At 41.3% G+C, this 15,729-nt stretch carries 18 protein-coding genes; 17 read left to right on the top strand and 1 reads right to left on the bottom strand.

Annotation, left to right across the window (positions count from 1 at the left end):
• The first annotated feature begins 12 nt into the window (after nucleotides 1-12).
• The 5 genes from LK416_08155 to LK416_08135 all read left to right on the top strand — a co-directional run bounded on the left by LK416_08155 (nucleotide 13) and on the right by LK416_08135 (nucleotide 5,785).
• Nucleotides 13-1,554 carry an MBOAT family protein gene (locus tag LK416_08155; protein ID UEA73664.1) on the top strand — a complete coding sequence of 514 codons (1,542 nt, stop codon included), beginning with the start codon at nucleotides 13-15 and terminating at the stop codon, nucleotides 1,552-1,554.
• A gap of 11 nt (nucleotides 1,555-1,565) precedes the next feature.
• Entirely contained in the window at nucleotides 1,566-2,651 is a 1,086-nt protein-coding gene (locus LK416_08150) for a hypothetical protein (GenBank protein ID UEA73663.1), read from the top strand.
• A gap of 7 nt (nucleotides 2,652-2,658) precedes the next feature.
• Nucleotides 2,659-4,134, top strand: coding sequence for an acyl--CoA ligase (locus tag LK416_08145; GenBank protein UEA73662.1), 1,476 nt, complete (start codon nucleotides 2,659-2,661; stop codon nucleotides 4,132-4,134).
• Between the two features lie 4 nt (nucleotides 4,135-4,138).
• Nucleotides 4,139-4,360: a phosphopantetheine-binding protein gene (locus tag LK416_08140; protein UEA73661.1), complete on the top strand. Its 222-nt coding sequence runs from the start codon at nucleotides 4,139-4,141 to the stop codon at nucleotides 4,358-4,360.
• Between the two features lie 258 nt (nucleotides 4,361-4,618).
• Nucleotides 4,619-5,785 carry a DUF3810 domain-containing protein gene (locus LK416_08135; protein UEA73660.1) on the top strand — a complete coding sequence of 389 codons (1,167 nt, stop codon included), beginning with the start codon at nucleotides 4,619-4,621 and terminating at the stop codon, nucleotides 5,783-5,785.
• Between the two features lie 282 nt (nucleotides 5,786-6,067).
• Here LK416_08135 and murI read toward each other — a convergent pair whose 3' ends face one another.
• Nucleotides 6,068-6,847 (bottom strand): glutamate racemase, encoded by a 780-nt coding sequence (gene murI, locus LK416_08130; protein ID UEA73659.1) that lies wholly within the window; start codon nucleotides 6,845-6,847, stop codon nucleotides 6,068-6,070.
• A gap of 275 nt (nucleotides 6,848-7,122) precedes the next feature.
• On the opposite strand from murI, the gene LK416_08125 reads away from it, so the two are divergent.
• The 12 genes from LK416_08125 (at nucleotide 7,123) to LK416_08070 (ending at nucleotide 15,545) form a co-directional block, all read left to right on the top strand.
• Nucleotides 7,123-7,647: an HD domain-containing protein gene (locus LK416_08125; GenBank protein UEA73658.1), complete on the top strand. Its 525-nt coding sequence runs from the start codon at nucleotides 7,123-7,125 to the stop codon at nucleotides 7,645-7,647.
• 208 nt (nucleotides 7,648-7,855) lie between these two features.
• On the top strand, nucleotides 7,856-9,139 hold the full coding sequence (locus tag LK416_08120) for an O-acetylhomoserine aminocarboxypropyltransferase/cysteine synthase (GenBank protein UEA73657.1): 1,284 nt from the start codon (nucleotides 7,856-7,858) through the stop codon (nucleotides 9,137-9,139).
• A 95-nt stretch (nucleotides 9,140-9,234) separates the two neighbouring features.
• Nucleotides 9,235-10,056 (top strand): zinc ribbon domain-containing protein, encoded by an 822-nt coding sequence (locus LK416_08115; protein UEA73656.1) that lies wholly within the window; start codon nucleotides 9,235-9,237, stop codon nucleotides 10,054-10,056.
• A gap of 2 nt (nucleotides 10,057-10,058) precedes the next feature.
• Nucleotides 10,059-10,856 carry an enhanced serine sensitivity protein SseB gene (locus LK416_08110; protein ID UEA73655.1) on the top strand — a complete coding sequence of 266 codons (798 nt, stop codon included), beginning with the start codon at nucleotides 10,059-10,061 and terminating at the stop codon, nucleotides 10,854-10,856.
• Nucleotides 10,857-10,865: 9 nt separating this feature from the next.
• A complete protein-coding gene (locus LK416_08105) occupies nucleotides 10,866-11,342 on the top strand; it encodes a small multi-drug export protein (GenBank protein ID UEA73654.1) in 477 nt (158 codons plus the stop codon).
• Between the two features lie 89 nt (nucleotides 11,343-11,431).
• Nucleotides 11,432-11,662, top strand: coding sequence for a hypothetical protein (locus LK416_08100; GenBank protein ID UEA73653.1), 231 nt, complete (start codon nucleotides 11,432-11,434; stop codon nucleotides 11,660-11,662).
• Between the two features lie 175 nt (nucleotides 11,663-11,837).
• The gene (gene rpmG / locus LK416_08095; GenBank protein ID UEA73652.1) at nucleotides 11,838-11,987 is read left to right on the top strand and encodes a 50S ribosomal protein L33; all 150 of its coding nucleotides are present in this window, start codon (nucleotides 11,838-11,840) and stop codon (nucleotides 11,985-11,987) included.
• 29 nt (nucleotides 11,988-12,016) lie between these two features.
• Complete coding sequence (gene secE, locus LK416_08090; protein UEA73651.1) at nucleotides 12,017-12,220, top strand: preprotein translocase subunit SecE; 204 nt, start codon at nucleotides 12,017-12,019, stop codon at nucleotides 12,218-12,220.
• 22 nt (nucleotides 12,221-12,242) lie between these two features.
• Nucleotides 12,243-12,767, top strand: a complete 525-nt coding sequence (gene nusG, locus LK416_08085; GenBank protein UEA73650.1) for a transcription termination/antitermination protein NusG — start codon at nucleotides 12,243-12,245, stop codon at nucleotides 12,765-12,767.
• Between the two features lie 57 nt (nucleotides 12,768-12,824).
• Nucleotides 12,825-13,250 (top strand): 50S ribosomal protein L11, encoded by a 426-nt coding sequence (rplK, locus tag LK416_08080; GenBank protein ID UEA73649.1) that lies wholly within the window; start codon nucleotides 12,825-12,827, stop codon nucleotides 13,248-13,250.
• A gap of 57 nt (nucleotides 13,251-13,307) precedes the next feature.
• Complete coding sequence (rplA, locus tag LK416_08075; GenBank protein ID UEA75888.1) at nucleotides 13,308-14,003, top strand: 50S ribosomal protein L1; 696 nt, start codon at nucleotides 13,308-13,310, stop codon at nucleotides 14,001-14,003.
• A gap of 216 nt (nucleotides 14,004-14,219) precedes the next feature.
• Nucleotides 14,220-15,545 (top strand): phenylacetate--CoA ligase, encoded by a 1,326-nt coding sequence (locus tag LK416_08070; GenBank protein UEA73648.1) that lies wholly within the window; start codon nucleotides 14,220-14,222, stop codon nucleotides 15,543-15,545.
• Nucleotides 15,546-15,729: the final 184 nt, after the last annotated feature.

Below are 15,729 nucleotides of genomic sequence, written 5' to 3'. Positions count from 1 at the left end.
GCAGTTACAGTTTTGATATATTATATAGTACCAAAGAAAATCCAGTGGTGGGTGCTCCTTGCCGCAAGTGTGGTTTTCTATGCTTATAGTGGGATTGATGATCTCCTGATCGTAGTTGGAACCGCATTTCTGGTATATCCGTTGACAATGTTGATGGAGAAAAATCTGGAGGAACAGGACCGGCTGCTTCTGGATGCAGATAAGAGAACTGCAAGAAAGATAAAAACAGCACAGAAAAAGAAACGAAAGAAATATCTGGTGCTAGCATTGCTGATCGTAATAGGTGCGCTTATTGTATTCAAGGTGACAGGATTTGCCATCGAGAACATCAAACGTTTTCTTCCATACGAAGCGATACAGCGGATTCCGGACTGGCATTTCCCTGCACCGCTTGGAGTTTCTTTTTATTCCTTTATGATGATCTCTTATCTGGTTGATGTCTATAACGGAAGGATCCATGCACAGAAGAATTTTCTGAAATATCTGTCGTATGTATTATATTTTCCACATATTACGCAGGGACCGATTGCGCGATATGAACTGGTTGCGCATCAACTATGGGAAAAGCATAAGTTTGATTATGATACGGTGATAAAAGGTACATGGTTGATTCTGTGGGGAGCACTTAAGAAAATGGTGATGGCAGACCGTATCAGTCCATTTGTGACAGAAGTATTTAAACATTCTGATCAGTATGAAGGTATGATCTTCTTTCTGGCGGCGGTTATGTACTCCATCCAGATTTACTGTGATTTCTCCGGATGCATGGATATCGTACGTGGCGCATCGGAGTGCTTTGGCATTACGCTTGGAGAAAATTTCAGGCGGCCATATTTTTCCCAGACGTTGCCGGAGTTCTGGAGAAGATGGCATATTTCACTCGGAGCGTTCTTCAGAGAATATGTATTCTATCCGGTATCGACTTCAAAGATCCTGTTGAAATGGAATACCAAGGTGCGGAAATATCTGGGAAATACCATAGGAACCGGATTTGCCTCTTGTGTACCGATCCTGTGCGTATGGATCCTGACCGGACTCTGGCATGGGGCAAAGTGGAATTATATCGGCTGGGGATTGTTTCACGGAATCCTGATCTGCTTATCGACATTATTTGAGCAGCCGGTCGCTAAATTAACAGAGAAACTGAATATACGGACAAACTGTATAAGCTGGAATATATTCCGGATGCTTCGGACATTTTTATTATGTGTGATCGGACGTATCATTTTTATGGGAAAGGGAATCCGTGCGAGTTTTCAAATGATTACATCCTGTATAGTAGATTACAGAAAAATTTATGATCTGGTAAATGATTTTTCTATATCTCAGCGGGAGTGGGGAGTAATCTTTATCGGTGTACTGATTTTGTTATGTGTATCAATTGCACAGGAGATTCGGGAGCAAATAGGAATAAAGGAAGATATCAGAGACTGGCTGCTGCGTCAGAATCTTTGGCTGCGATGGACGGTTCTTATTGCCGGTATTTTATGCGTGCTGATATTTGGAGTATATGGAACCGGCAGCCAGATTGTATTTATATATGAGCAATTCTAAAAGGAGCTAAAATGAAATTAATAAACACAAAAGGATTTCAGATTATAAAGAAAATAATATCTGTTATAATATTTTTCGTTATATTAGTATATTTGGTTTCTAAGACTGGTCAGTTTGCAAGACCGGATGATAATGATACAGATATGTGGGCAACATATTATGCGGAAGATAAAAATACTATTGATGTGATCATGATTGGTTCAAGTGCCTTGTATCGTTATTGGATAGCTCCGCAGGCATATGAAGAACAGGGGTTTACGTCCACGGTTATAGGAAGTGCCAGTCAGGATATCTGTCAGATACCATATATTATGGAGGAAGCAGTCAAAAGTCAGGATGCAGATTTGATCGTGGTAGAGCTTAGAAATATAGTAGCGAGAGATCAGTATGATGCGATTAGTCCGGAAGAACAGAAATATCGATTTGAGGTTGTAACATCCGGAATGAATCCGTCAATTACACGTTTAAAAATGATCAATGATTTATATGATGAAGATTTGATAAGTAAGATGGAAATGATGTTCTCGGTATTAAAGTATCATAATAATTTAATGGAATACGACAGAGACTATTTGATCGAGCGATTAAAAAATGAACCGGTTTCAGACAAATATGTAAATGTAAGAGCAGATGTAAAAGCAAAGAAAAAACTGGTATATGAGTCAGATGATGATACGATATTATCGGAGAAATCTAAAACTTATATAGATGCAATTGAGGACAAGGCAAAAGAGCTGGATAAAAAGGTGCTTTTAATATTTACCCCATATAAACCACGCAAAGATCAGATCGTTGAACAAAAGCAGATCGGTGAATACTGTAAGAAACAGGGATATGATTATTTGGATATGAATCTTTATGTGGATGATATAGGGATAGACTACTCTACAGATTTGTATAATGGCAAACATACCAATGTTGCAGGCTCACAGAAGGTAACATCATATTTGGCGAAATATATGAAACAACAATATGGACTGAGCGCTGATTTAGATAAGGAACAAAGATCTGAATGGCAGCATGCCTGTGAACTATGGCACGAAGAGAGAACTACACTTATGCAGAAATGGGAAGATAATATTGCAAAGGAGAAATAATACAGAAATGGAAACAGTGCTTCATTATATAAAAAAATATTCGGAGACACAGCCGGATACACCGGCTGTCTGTGAGTTAAAAAAATATCTGACATATTCGGAGTATTGGACAGCGATCAGAAAGATGGCAAATGTGCTGGTTCGAAATGGTATAAAAAAGGACGCACATGTTATTTTGCGATGTACTCAGGATATTAATTATATGGTTTTGTTTTCGGCTTTGCAATATATACAGGCACTTGTGATTCCTGTAGAGCGATCCACTTCACCGGAGCGTATACAGGAGATTCGGGATAAGGTGGATGCAGAATGGCTGATCTCAAATAGAGAGTCAGAGGGAATGTGCTGGTTATCCACAAAGAAGCTGGTGGAGCAGATGAAAAGTGCAGAAGAACTGGAATATCCACTTCCGAATTCAGATACATGGTCAATGTTGTTATTCACGACTGGTACGACTGGGAACTCAAAAGGTGTTGTCATGTATCATAAGAATGACGTTGCTATCGCCGGAAATGTCATGGAAGGAACACAGATGAAACCGGGAAATGTGGAGATCATACCGATGCCGCTTAATCATTCCTTTGGCATAAGACGGTATCAGTCGGATATGATTAATGGAGGAACCGTTTGTCTGATGAATGGCATGGCGCTGATCGGCAATCTCTGGAAGATGCTCGAGCAGTATCATGCAACATCTATGGCGATTTCTCCGGCAACGCTCGGAATGATCTTTCACCTGTCAGGTGACAGGATCTCCGAATATGCGGATCAGATTGATTATATACAGGTGGGGTCAGCACCACTTCCGGAAACAGATAAGGAAAAACTACTCCGGTATCTTCCGAATACAAGACTCTATAATTTTTATGGATCATCAGAAGCCGGCTGTTCATGTATTCTGGAATTTAGCCGACAGAATAAGAATGGTTGTATCGGATATCCGACCGTCAATTCTCTGGTGCGGTTTATAGATGGAGAAGGAAATGTTATAGAGAATGGATCCGAGAAACAGCCTGCTTTACTGGGTTGGGGTGGTACGATTGTTATGGAGGGCTATTACAATGATCCGGAGCTTACTGCGAAAACGGTAGTGGATGGTTATGTTATGACAAATGATCTTGGCTATATGGATGAAGATGGCAGTATTATTCTGGTTGGACGGGCAGATGATGTTATCAACTATGGCGGAAGCAAGATCTCGCCGGCAGAGGTAGAAGCTGTTGCGATCCGGTATCCGGGTGTGGCAGATTGTGCCTACAGTTCCGTTCATGATCCGATTACCGGAGAATTACCGGTTATGCTGATTGTACAAGAGAATGGTTTTGACGAAGCTGCATTCTTGATCTATATGCAGCAACAGGTAGAAAGCTATAAGCTACCACAGAAGATATTTTATATTGAAGAAGTACCGAAGACATTTAAGGGCTCGCTTCTTCGAAAAGAAATAAAAAAGATAGCAGAATCAAAGAACAAAGGAGAATAAGATTATGAATGATTTTATTGCAATGTTAAAAAAGATCAAGCCAAATGTTGACTTTGAAAATGAAGATGCATTGGTAGATGATGGGATACTGGAATCTCTGGATATTATAACGATCATTGCGGAGATTGCAGACAAATACGATGTTATCATCCCAAGTGATGAGATCACATCTGATAATTTCAATTCTGCAGAAGCCTTGTATGAGCTGGTAGAAGATCTGAAATAATTTTATCGTAAATATGTGCTGATAGTAAAAAGTATAACAGGAAATAGAATGCCCTCAAAGAATGACAGGTCTGCCAGCAGGCAGAGAAGATGTCAAACTTTGAGGGAGTTTTTGTTATAAATCTGTGAAGTGCGTCGTAAAAAGTAAAGCAGGATGTTATACTGAACAGGTAAATTACAGATGCTATTTGCCTCTATGTATGAGAAGCCGACAGGACGCATATCAGAAAATACATTATCTGGCAGAAAGAATAAGATTATGAATAAGGTAGAAAAGAACAAGAAAAAAAGGCATATTCACAGAATCCTTCTTCTTACAGGAGTGCTTCCGGTCATAGTGATAAATGCAGCAGCGTGGGCTGCTCCGTGGATCAGTGAAAAGGCGGGATGGGGAAACTGGTGTGACTGGTATGCCGAATATGTGAATCCGGTTATCGTTGCAATATTTGCAAGATTTGGCAATCTGTTTTCCTTTTCGCTCGGAGAGGTTATGATCGTTACGGCGATTCTGCTGATCCTTGCATTCCTGATTTTGAATATTCTGTTGATCTTTTTAAGAAAACATAAGAAATATCGGAGATTTTGCAGGATCTATGACCTTGTTGTTGCATATATAACGGTTGTGGTCTGTCTTATTATGACCGGAAACTGTACGATCTACTATCACTGTTCAGCGATTTCTGTAAACGGGGAAACAGAGGAACGGCAGTATAAGGTAGAAGAATTGCAGGAGCTTCGCAATTATATCGTAAAGCAGTGTAACGAATACAGTACAAAAGTAGAGCGGGATGAAAACGGACACATAACATATGACGGAGATATGCAGGAACAGGCACGAAATGCACTTCGGAAACTGTCCGGCCGGTATCCACGGTTATCCGGGTACTATCCGAATGTCAAGCATATGATGTTCTCCGGGCTGATGAGCCAGAGCTATATGGCGGGATATTATTTCCCATTTTCGATGGAAGCAAACTGTAATGCAAATATGTATATCACAAATTATCCGGCAACCTATTGCCATGAGCTGGCGCATCTGCATGGGTATATCTATGAGGATGAGGCAAACTTTATATCTTATCTTGCCTGCATCGGCAGCGAAGATCCATTCTTTATTTATTCCGGGTATCTGAGTGTATTATCTTATGTAGATAATGCCTATTATGAGGCTATCGGGGAGGACGCGGAGCTATATCTGGCAAATGAGAGGATATCCGAACAGGTGCTGTCAGATGATATCTTTCTACTCCCGGAGACATGGGAAAAGGTGGAGGATAAGGCCATTCTATCGACGGATACCGTCAATCAGGCATCCAATACCTTCACTGAAACAAGTCTGAACCTGAACGGTGTCTCAGACGGTTTCGCAGCCTATGACCGCGTGACCGGACTGTTATTACGATACTACGATGAAGAGTTGTATTAAATGTGTATGCTCATAAAAATTCAGCAATCTCTAACAGGATCATAGAAAAAGATTAACAGGTATCCGGTTTTATATACCTTTATGTAACAGACCTTTTTTCACGTCGGTCCTTAGCGAACTGCTAAAGGCAGTGAGGTTAGTACCGTTACGTGAAAAATAGAGCGCGAGCGTTCTGTGAAATAAAGGGTATATAAAACCGGATACCTGTTAATCTTTTTGCGAAATAGAACGAAAGTGATTTGCGAAATGGATGATAGCCTCCAGCTTCTTCCGTACGATACATTATAATGCCAGCAGCTTCCTGCAAAGGGCAACATGCGCGTCCCCGTCAGTCGTACAGCTGTTATAGATCTCGACTGTTCCATCTCCGGTAGAATCTGATTTTAAGCCTGCTGCGATCAGGCGGCGACGCAGTTCTACGGCAGTTCCGTGGCTCCCGACAAAAATCTTGATGTCCGGACCGACAACGGTTCGGATCATTTTTTCCACAAACGGATAGTGTGTACAGCCAAGCACGATCGCATCAATTCCCTTTTCCAGATAAGGCGAGAGAACCTCTTGCAGATAATCATGAAGCTTCGGACTGTCCAGATCTCCGTTTTCCACAAAGCCAACCAGCTTTGGACATGGTACACGGTAGATTACGGATCGGTCTTCGTATGTATGCATCAGTGACAGAAACTTATCCTGTTTTAATGTCATAGGGGTAGCCATAACCGCAATCCGGTCATGTTCCTTCCAGAGAACGGCTGGTTTTAATGCCGGTTCAATGCCGATTACTGGGATATCGGGATAGTCGGCACGAAGCATGGCGGCAGCAGCACTGGTTGCGGTGTTGCAAGCGATCACGATCGCTTTTGCATCATGTTCAAGCAGGAATTCTACACAACTCCGACTTAGATTCTGAATATCGGCGACCTGTCGTGTCCCATATGGAGCATGTGCAGAATCACCATAATATATATAATTTTCCTCCGGCATCAGTGCAACGATCTCTTTTAAGACACTGATACCGCCAATGCCGGAATCAAATATACCGATTGGACGGGAGTTATCGTTCATTTATAAAACCTCCTAAAAATACCTGCATTTGAAAATTATACTACTATATGAAAAGAAAAGACAACCTATAAGTAAAAAACGATATAAAACATTTTAATAAGGCAAAAGAATAAGGTGAAAATCTTCAGAATCGGAAGAAACCGGAAAAAAAGTTGCGTATTCTGCAGTTGCCATATATAATCGGGGAGTGAAAAGAGATATAAAATAAATAAAAAGACAGTAAACGGTCGGACCATATAATTCAAAACAGTCGGCAGACAGTCAGGAGGAAAAGAATGGAAGCAGAACACATAATCCCTATAAGCCGGGATTTGGAATCTCGGGTTAAAGAAAAAATGATCGAATATTATACAGGAGATGCCAGACGGATCCATCATTTTCTGAAGGTTCATTCTTTTGCCAAGCTGATCGGTGAGATGGAAGGCATTGCAGGAAAAGAGATGGAAATACTGGAAGTAGCCGCACTTGTGCATGATATAGGAATAAAGAATTCAGAAAAGAAATATGGATATAATACAGGGAAAACGCAGGAGAAGGAAGGACCGCCGGAAGCAGAAAAGCTGCTTTTGTCTTTGACGGATGATACTGCATTTATTGAAAGAGTATGCTATCTGGTCGGTCATCACCATACTTATTCGAATATTGACGGAACGGATTATCAGATACTGGTAGAAGCAGATTTTCTTGTTAATCTGTATGAGGATAAAGAACATATTAAGGCAGTCTGGTCTGCCTATGAGAAGATTTTCCGGACACGGTCGGGAAGAAAGCTTTGCAGGGAGATTTTTGAACTGTCATAAATATAAGAAAATCTTAACCGATTTTTAATTATTGCCGTAGTTCATGTGCTTGCAGGAATGGGATAAATTATATATAATGAGATGATGTGCTGAATGTTACAGGAAAAGGTAATATTCATATGACCGGAAATATTGAGAAAAGATATGGATACAGAAGCCTGAAACAGATTATAAAACACAGAAGATATATGGTTATTAGGAGGACGTAATGAGTAAATACAAGATTAATACAACATGTGTACAGGGAGGTTATGAACCGGGAAACGGAGAACCACGACAGGTTCCGATCTACCAGAGCACGACATTCAAATATGCAACAAGTGAGGATATGGGTAAATTATTCGATCTGGAGGCAGACGGATATTTTTATTCCCGACTTCAGAATCCTACAAATGATCTGGTTGCAAAGAAGATCTGTCAGTTAGAGGGTGGTGCAGCTGCAATGCTTACCGGTTCCGGTCAGGCTGCAAACTTCTATGCAGTATTCAATATTGCAAATTGCGGCGATCATGTTGTTGCATCGAATTCTATCTATGGTGGAACTTACAACTTATTTGCTGTAACCATGAAGAAGATGGGAATCGATTTCACATTTGTTGATCCGGATGCATCCGAAGATGAGATCCGTGCAGCCTTCCGCCCGAATACCAAGGCGTTATTTGGTGAGATCATAGCAAATCCGGCTCTGACTGTATTAGATATTGAGAAGTTCGCAAAGGTAGCTCACGAGCAAGGCGTACCGCTTATCGTAGATAATACATTCCCGACTCCGATCAACTGTCGTCCGATCGAATGGGGAGCAGATATCGTAACCCATTCCACAACCAAATACATGGACGGACATGGAGCAGCTATCGGTGGATGTATCGTAGATGCTGGAAAGTTCGACTGGATGAAATACGCAGACAAATTCCCGGGACTTACCACACCGGATGACAGTTATCACGGAATTACATATGCAGAGAAGTTCGGAAAAGAGGGCGCATTTATCACAAAGGCAACTGCACAGCTGATGCGTGATTTCGGTTCTGTACAGTCTCCGCAGAGTGCATTTATCCTGAATCTCGGACTGGAGAGTCTGCATGTCAGAGTAAAGCGTCATTGTGAGAATGCACTCGCAGTTGCAAAATATCTGGAACAGAATGATAAGGTTGCTTATGTGAATTACTGCGGACTGGAAAATGACAAATATCACGCACTTGCAGAAAAATATCTGCCAAACGGCTCCTGCGGTGTTGTAAGCTTCGGTGTAAAGGGCGGAAGAAAAGCAGCGGAAGAATTCATGAAGCACTTAAAACTTGGCTCAATCGAGACACATGTAGCTGATGCAAGAACCTGTTGTCTGCATCCGGCAAGTGCAACACACAGGCAGATGAATGATGAGGAACTGACAGCATGTGGTGTATATCCGGATCTTGTTCGTTATTCATGTGGACTGGAAGATGCGGAAGATCTGATCGCGGATCTGGAACAGGCATTTGCACAGATCTAGGATCTGATCCGGTCTGAAAATAGAAAGAAGAAAGCCACAGCAGAGCTGTTATACAGAATAACAGATGGAATACTCTGTTGCGGATGGAGGAAGAGATGAAGTTAAGAATTGCCAAGGGCTGTATTGTAATTATGCCTGTGATCGGTACGCTGGGACTGTTTATATTTACATTTGTCGGAAAGATCATATACGGATGGGGACTGTTTGTTATCATGCTGTTATTATCGGGTATTATCAATCAGTTTTTTTTCCGTTGTCCGCACTGTGGAAAGTCAATTCCTGCAAATGCGACACTGAATCAGAAATATTGTCCGTTATGCGGGGCTGACCTTGGTCTTATTGATTCACCGTTCAGTTATTATTCAAAATGCAAAAAAAATAAGAATGGACAGTATCAGGCATATACTACAGTTGGGTATCTGGCATTTATTGTTGGTACAGCAATCGTATTATTTATCGTTGTAGCACTTTTGGGATTTGACAGTGTATTTAAAGGAACCGGACGGATCCTGATTCTTGCGGCACTGGCGCTTGGATTTTTGATCGGTATGATGTGCAGATGTATCGTAGGGTCAGCTGCGAAGCTTGATAAAGAACATCTGTATTACAGTAAGATCCCCGGAAGATGGAAATGTTATGATATTTCTGATATAAAGGAACAGGCAAAGCTGCATAAGCCGTTTTACCATGTGGTAAGAGGGTATGTTATGATGACTAATCAGGGTGTCGTGGCCATTCCGGTAGCTACTTATAAAGGTGGAAAGGAATTCCTTCAGAAGCTGACGGAATATATTAACGAGCCGATGGTGGATATTATGCCTGAGATGGTGGCATCCAAGAGAAGTGAAGAAGGCAAGAAGGCAGAAGTTGAATACAGAGCCTATAAGGACAGTATAAAAGAGAAAGGTGAAAATTAAGTATGGAAAGCGGCAAGATAAAGAATGAAGCATTGTTGGAGGCAATTGAGGTTTTTAAGGCCGAAAATAATCAGCAGAATCTAAAGAATTTTATTGAGAAGTTATTACAGGCAAGATTTATCCTGCCGGCGACACTGGATCCCAAACCGGTGAAAGACGATCAGGGCAGGATCATGGGAGACGGAAAATTCAAAGTGAACTTCCGGGTTATCACAGATAATACAGGAAAGAATTTCTTCCCATGCTTTACAAATGATGAAGAATTCGAGCATGCGATCAAAGAAGTGGAAGTTGAGAAGATGGCACTCACTTATAAAGAGGTTGCTCCGCTGGTTCTGAATTCAAAGGGACAGATTCAGGGTATCGTGATCGATCCGTATACAGTTGGAATGCAGGTGCCGGATGCTCTGATTAAGACAGTTGATGAGAGCAGAAAGAGTGTTCTTGAAGAACAAAAGAATACGAATATCAAGAAACACACTATTCCTGCAAATACAAAGATCCGTTTGAGAAGCCCGAAATATATGCCGGTTGATATGTTAGAGGAAGCAAAGAAATTCTTTGTAGAACGCCCAAATATAAAGGCGGCTTATATTCAGATGATGGAAAAAGAAAATTCAGATGAAGAATATCTGATCACAATTGATTTTGAAGGTGATGAAGAAGATTTATTTGATTCACTTCTTCCGAAGATAAAACCGCTTGCGTTCGGTATTCCGATCGCACTTACCGGGACAGATAACGGACTTGGAAAAAAAGTTCTGGAAAATGCAGAGCCGTTCTATAAAAAAGAAAATTAGGAGACAATAATGGTTAAAAAATATCTTATCATGTTCCTGATATCTATGGTTCCGATCGTAGAGCTGCGAGGAGCAATTCCATATGCAGCGGTATTCGGAATACCGACATTGCGGGCATTGATCATCTGTATGCTCGGAAACATACTTCCGGTTCCGGTGATCTTCTGGTTTGCCAGACGGGTTTTGATGTGGGGAAAAGACAAAAAATATATCGGAAAATTTTTTACATGGTGTATTCAGAAGGGTGAAAAAGGCGGGCAGAAGCTGCTTGAGAAGACAGGCGGTGGAGTCTATATCGCACTGATGCTGTTTGTAGGAATCCCACTTCCGGGTACAGGAGCCTGGACGGGTACTCTGGCAGCCAGCTTCTTAGATCTTGACTGGAAGAAGAGCGCACTTGCCGTTATGGGTGGTGTTGTACTTGCAGGCCTGATCGTGGGAGTTGTAAGTTATGGACTGCTTGGTGCGGTCGCAGCATTATTCTGATGCTGCAAGTAATATAGAATAAATGGACAGAAGATATGCCTGCAGGGTGAGTGAATCCGGGGAAACTACAGGTAGATAAGGAGATAGATATGGTAAATCCGGCATCAATTTTTAAGATAAAATCCGCATGGGAGAAATTTGCATCCAATCATCCGAAGTTTCCGATGTTTTTACAGGCTGCGATGGCAAGCGGGATCAAAGAAGACTATATTATAGAAGTAAAGATCACGGATCCGGAGGGAAAGCAGATCTGTACAAATGTAAAACTGACAGAATCGGATATGGAATTATTCCATACCTTAAAGGATCTGAAGGGGTAAATGCAGACAATCCAATAAATGCGGCATATTTCTTTATAAAATTAAAAAATAGAGAATATGTCTAAAAACAGAAAAAGATTTCTTGACTTGCACTGTATACTTGTGTTATTGTTAAACGTGCGATGAAAGAGGTCTTTTTTTTATGCCTTAAAATAAGTAATGGAGGTAGATGGAAGTGCGCGTTAAAATAACATTGGCATGTCAGGATTGTAAACAGCGTAATTACAATATGACAAAGGATAAGAAAACGCATCCAGACAGAATGGAAACAAAGAAGTACTGCAGATTCTGCAAGAAGCATACAGTACACAAGGAAACAAAATAGTTCCGGACCAGTGAAGGAGGATTGGTTTAATGGCAAAAAGTGAAGAAAAATCAACAGCTCTCAAGAAAAGCTGGACCCAGGAACTAAAGGGTGAATTCAAGAAAATCACATGGCTTGACAGAACAACCCTGTTTAAGCAGTCAGCCGTAGTAATCGTTTCAACGGTAATCCTCGGAGCTATTATTGCAGTCGTTGACTGGCTTATACAAATAGGCTTGAATTTCATAATATAATGAGTAAAGGTTGGTGAATTATATGGCAGATGCAGAAAGCGCAAAATGGTATGTAGTCCATACCTACTCAGGTTATGAAAATAAGGTTAAAGCTGATATTGAGAAAACAATTGAAAACAGAAAATTACAGGACCAGATATTAGAAGTATCTGTACCCGTAGAAGAATCCATTGAGGTTAAGAACGGTGTACAGAAAGCTGTTACCAGAAAACTGTTTCCCGGCTATGTCCTGCTCAATATGATTATGAACGATGCTACATGGTATGTAGTTCGTAATACAAGAGGTGTTACAGGATTCGTAGGACCGGGATCAAAACCGGTTCCGTTATCAGATGATGAGATGAAGTACCTTGGAATCAACAAGGAGACAATCGTGATCGATGCGGAAGTAGGCGATATGGTTGAGGTTACAGCAGGTGCCTGGGAAGGTACCGTGGGTAGTATTAAGGCAATTAACCCAAGTAAACAGACCATTACCATCGATGTAGAAATATTTGGCCGTGCAACATCTGTAGAGATTGCATTCGCTGATATCAAGAAATTGTAAGAGTGAGTGGAAGGGTATCCCCCGTTATTACCACAATATTTTTGGAGGTGCGCTAAGATGGCGAAGAAAGTAGAAGGATATATCAAATTACAGATTCCTGCAGGAAAGGCAACACCTGCACCACCTGTTGGACCGGCTCTTGGTCAGCATGGTGTTAATATCGTTGCATTTACAAAAGAATTCAATGCTAGAACTGCTAACGAAGGAGATATGATCATTCCTGTTGTTATTACAGTTTATCAGGATAAGAGCTTTAGCTTTATCACTAAGACTCCTCCTGCAGCACTTCTGATCAAGAAGGCTTGTAATATCAAATCCGGTTCAGCTAACTCAAAGAAGACAAAGGTTGCAACTATCTCAAAGGCTAAGGTTCAGGAAATTGCCGAACTTAAGATGAAAGATTTAAATGCTGCAAGCCTTGAAACTGCTATGAGCATGATCGCTGGAACAGCTCGTTCAATGGGCGTTACAGTTGAAGAGTAATTAAGAATAAAAACATTTTGGTGGGAGGGTCGCTCCCGATAAGACCACAGGAGGTTTATAATGAAGAAGAGTAAGAAATATATAGATGCAAGCAAGCTCTATGACAAAACAGCCGTTTACGAATTCGAAGAGGCAGTTGCTTTGGTAAAGAAGATGGCTACAGCTAAATTTGATGAGACAATCGAAGCTCACTTAAGACTGGGCGTTGATGGACGTCACGCAGATCAGCAGGTACGTGGTGCAGTTGTATTACCTCATGGAACAGGTAAGACAGTTAAGGTTCTCGTATTCGCTAAGGGAGCTAAGGTAGACGAAGCTCTTGCTGCCGGTGCTGATTACGCAGGTGGTGAGGAATTAGTTCCAAAGATCCAGAAAGACGGATGGTTAGATTTCGATGTTGTTGTAGCTACACCTGATATGATGGGTGTTGTTGGACGTCTTGGTCGTGTACTTGGACCTAAGGGCTTAATGCCAAACCCTAAGGCTGGTACAGTTACAATGGACGTAACAAAAGCTGTTAACGATATCAAAGCCGGTAAGATAGAGTACAGACTTGACAAAGCCAATATTATCCATGTGCCAGTGGGAAAAGCTTCCTTTACAGAGGAACAGTTAGACGAAAACTTCCAGACCTTAATGGATGCTATTGTAAAAGCAAAGCCATCAGCTGCTAAGGGACAGTACCTTAAGAGCGTTGTAATTGCTTCAACAATGGGTCCTGGTGTAAAGATTAACACAACAAGATTTGCGTAAATCTTATATACCAATATATTGATAGAACGACCATCATGCAGGACGCGCCTGTGTGGTGGTCGTTTTGTACTATATGGAAAATCTTTAAGGGAAGGTAAAAACTTCCTTGACATATACAGGCTGCTCAGCTAAAATTTTTATGGGTAAACGCTTTAGTGTGGAAAAACATAAAAGCGAAAAAGTAAAGCCAAGATCAGACATGGAGGATAGTCACATATGAGACAGAAGAAGATTCATTACATCTATAACGATGCAATGGAATGTATGGATTTTGATGAAAGAAAAAAGCTTCAGGGAGAAAGACTGAGAGCTACCGTAGAGTTGGAATATAATAATGTTCCGGCTTACAGAAAGAGAATGGACGAAGCCGGAGTAAAACCGGAAGATATTAATGGAATTGAAGATATCGTAAAGCTTCCATTTACGCAGAAAACCGATTTGAGAGATAATTTCCCATATGGACTATTTGCTGCAGATCTTAAAGATATTGTACGTATTCAGGGTTCTTCAGGAACAACCGGAAAGCCGATCGTATCAGGATATACGGAAAATGATATTAAGGTATGGACAGAGATGGTTGCCAGAGCACTGACTGCTGCAGGCGGTACAAAGGATGATATCATTCAGATTGCTTATGGTTATGGTTTATTTACCGGCGGACTGGGGGCACATCAGGGCGCAACAGAGATTGGGGCTACAGTAATTCCAATGTCATCCGGTAATACACAGAGACAGATTATAATGATGAAAGAGCTTGGTACTACGATGCTCTGCTGTACACCGTCTTATGCAACATATCTGGCAGAAACCATCCATGAAATGGGAATCAAGCCGGAAGAATTAAAACTGAAATCCGGTTGCTTTGGTGCAGAGCCATGGACAGAGGAAATGAGACAGCATCTGGAAGAGCTTCTTGATTTTGATGCACTTGATATTTACGGACTGACTGAGATTGGTGGACCGGGTGTTGCATTTGAATGTATGGAAAAGCATGGTATGCATATCAATGAAGATCATGTGCTTGCAGAGATCATCGATCCGATAACAGAAGAACCGCTTCCGGACGATACACCGGGTGAACTGGTATTTACGACACTGACCAAGACAGGTGTACCTATGATCCGCTACAGAACACATGATATCTGTACTTTGCATCATGGAACTTGTGCTTGCGGAAGAACAACCGTTAAGATGAGCCGTATCACAGGACGTACCGATGATATGCTTGTTATTCGTGGTGTTAATGTATTCCCAAGTCAGATCGAAGCTGTACTGATGGGCGTGAAAGAAACATCTGCGCATTACATGTTGGTAGTTGATCGTGTGAATTCACAGGATAAGCTTACTGTTCAGGTGGAATTAAAGGATGATGTTGATATAAACGATGCAGATAAGCTTGAGAAGCTGGCTGCATATATCAAGACACAGATCAAGCAGACTCTGCTGATCAGTGCCAAGGTGGAACTGCTTCCACCGAAGTCTATCGCTCGTTCCGAGGGTAAGGCAAAGCGTATCATCGATAACCGAAACACCGGCTTCTAAACCTGGATATACGATAGGGGCTTACTTCTTGTTTTTTAGTTCTGCCATCATAAATGACTTGTTGCGGTTTCTATTCACTGCATATGTCTGATTCGTAAATACTCCTGTGCCAACTCGCCTTCGGCTCAGACAGGCACTCGTATTTACTGACAATATGCAGCGAATAACGAAATCCTCACATATG

This window comes from Lachnospiraceae bacterium GAM79, assembly GCA_020735665.1.
In the GTDB taxonomy this organism is placed as follows: Bacteria; Bacillota; Clostridia; order Lachnospirales; family Lachnospiraceae; genus Coprococcus.
This window is presented reverse-complemented; position numbering and strand designations above follow the sequence as displayed.

Coding starts and splice junctions, on each gene's coding strand:
- LK416_08150 (UEA73663.1), top strand. CDS start 1,566: ATGAAATTAATAAACACAAAAGGATTTCAGATTATAAAGAAAATAATA.
- LK416_08145 (UEA73662.1), top strand. CDS start 2,659: ATGGAAACAGTGCTTCATTATATAAAAAAATATTCGGAGACACAGCCG.
- LK416_08140 (UEA73661.1), top strand. CDS start 4,139: ATGAATGATTTTATTGCAATGTTAAAAAAGATCAAGCCAAATGTTGAC.
- LK416_08135 (UEA73660.1), top strand. CDS start 4,619: ATGAATAAGGTAGAAAAGAACAAGAAAAAAAGGCATATTCACAGAATC.
- murI (UEA73659.1), bottom strand. CDS start 6,847: ATGAACGATAACTCCCGTCCAATCGGTATATTTGATTCCGGCATTGGC.
- LK416_08125 (UEA73658.1), top strand. CDS start 7,123: ATGGAAGCAGAACACATAATCCCTATAAGCCGGGATTTGGAATCTCGG.
- LK416_08120 (UEA73657.1), top strand. CDS start 7,856: ATGAGTAAATACAAGATTAATACAACATGTGTACAGGGAGGTTATGAA.
- LK416_08115 (UEA73656.1), top strand. CDS start 9,235: ATGAAGTTAAGAATTGCCAAGGGCTGTATTGTAATTATGCCTGTGATC.
- LK416_08110 (UEA73655.1), top strand. CDS start 10,059: ATGGAAAGCGGCAAGATAAAGAATGAAGCATTGTTGGAGGCAATTGAG.
- LK416_08105 (UEA73654.1), top strand. CDS start 10,866: ATGGTTAAAAAATATCTTATCATGTTCCTGATATCTATGGTTCCGATC.
- LK416_08100 (UEA73653.1), top strand. CDS start 11,432: ATGGTAAATCCGGCATCAATTTTTAAGATAAAATCCGCATGGGAGAAA.
- secE (UEA73651.1), top strand. CDS start 12,017: ATGGCAAAAAGTGAAGAAAAATCAACAGCTCTCAAGAAAAGCTGGACC.
- nusG (UEA73650.1), top strand. CDS start 12,243: ATGGCAGATGCAGAAAGCGCAAAATGGTATGTAGTCCATACCTACTCA.
- rplK (UEA73649.1), top strand. CDS start 12,825: ATGGCGAAGAAAGTAGAAGGATATATCAAATTACAGATTCCTGCAGGA.
- LK416_08070 (UEA73648.1), top strand. CDS start 14,220: ATGAGACAGAAGAAGATTCATTACATCTATAACGATGCAATGGAATGT.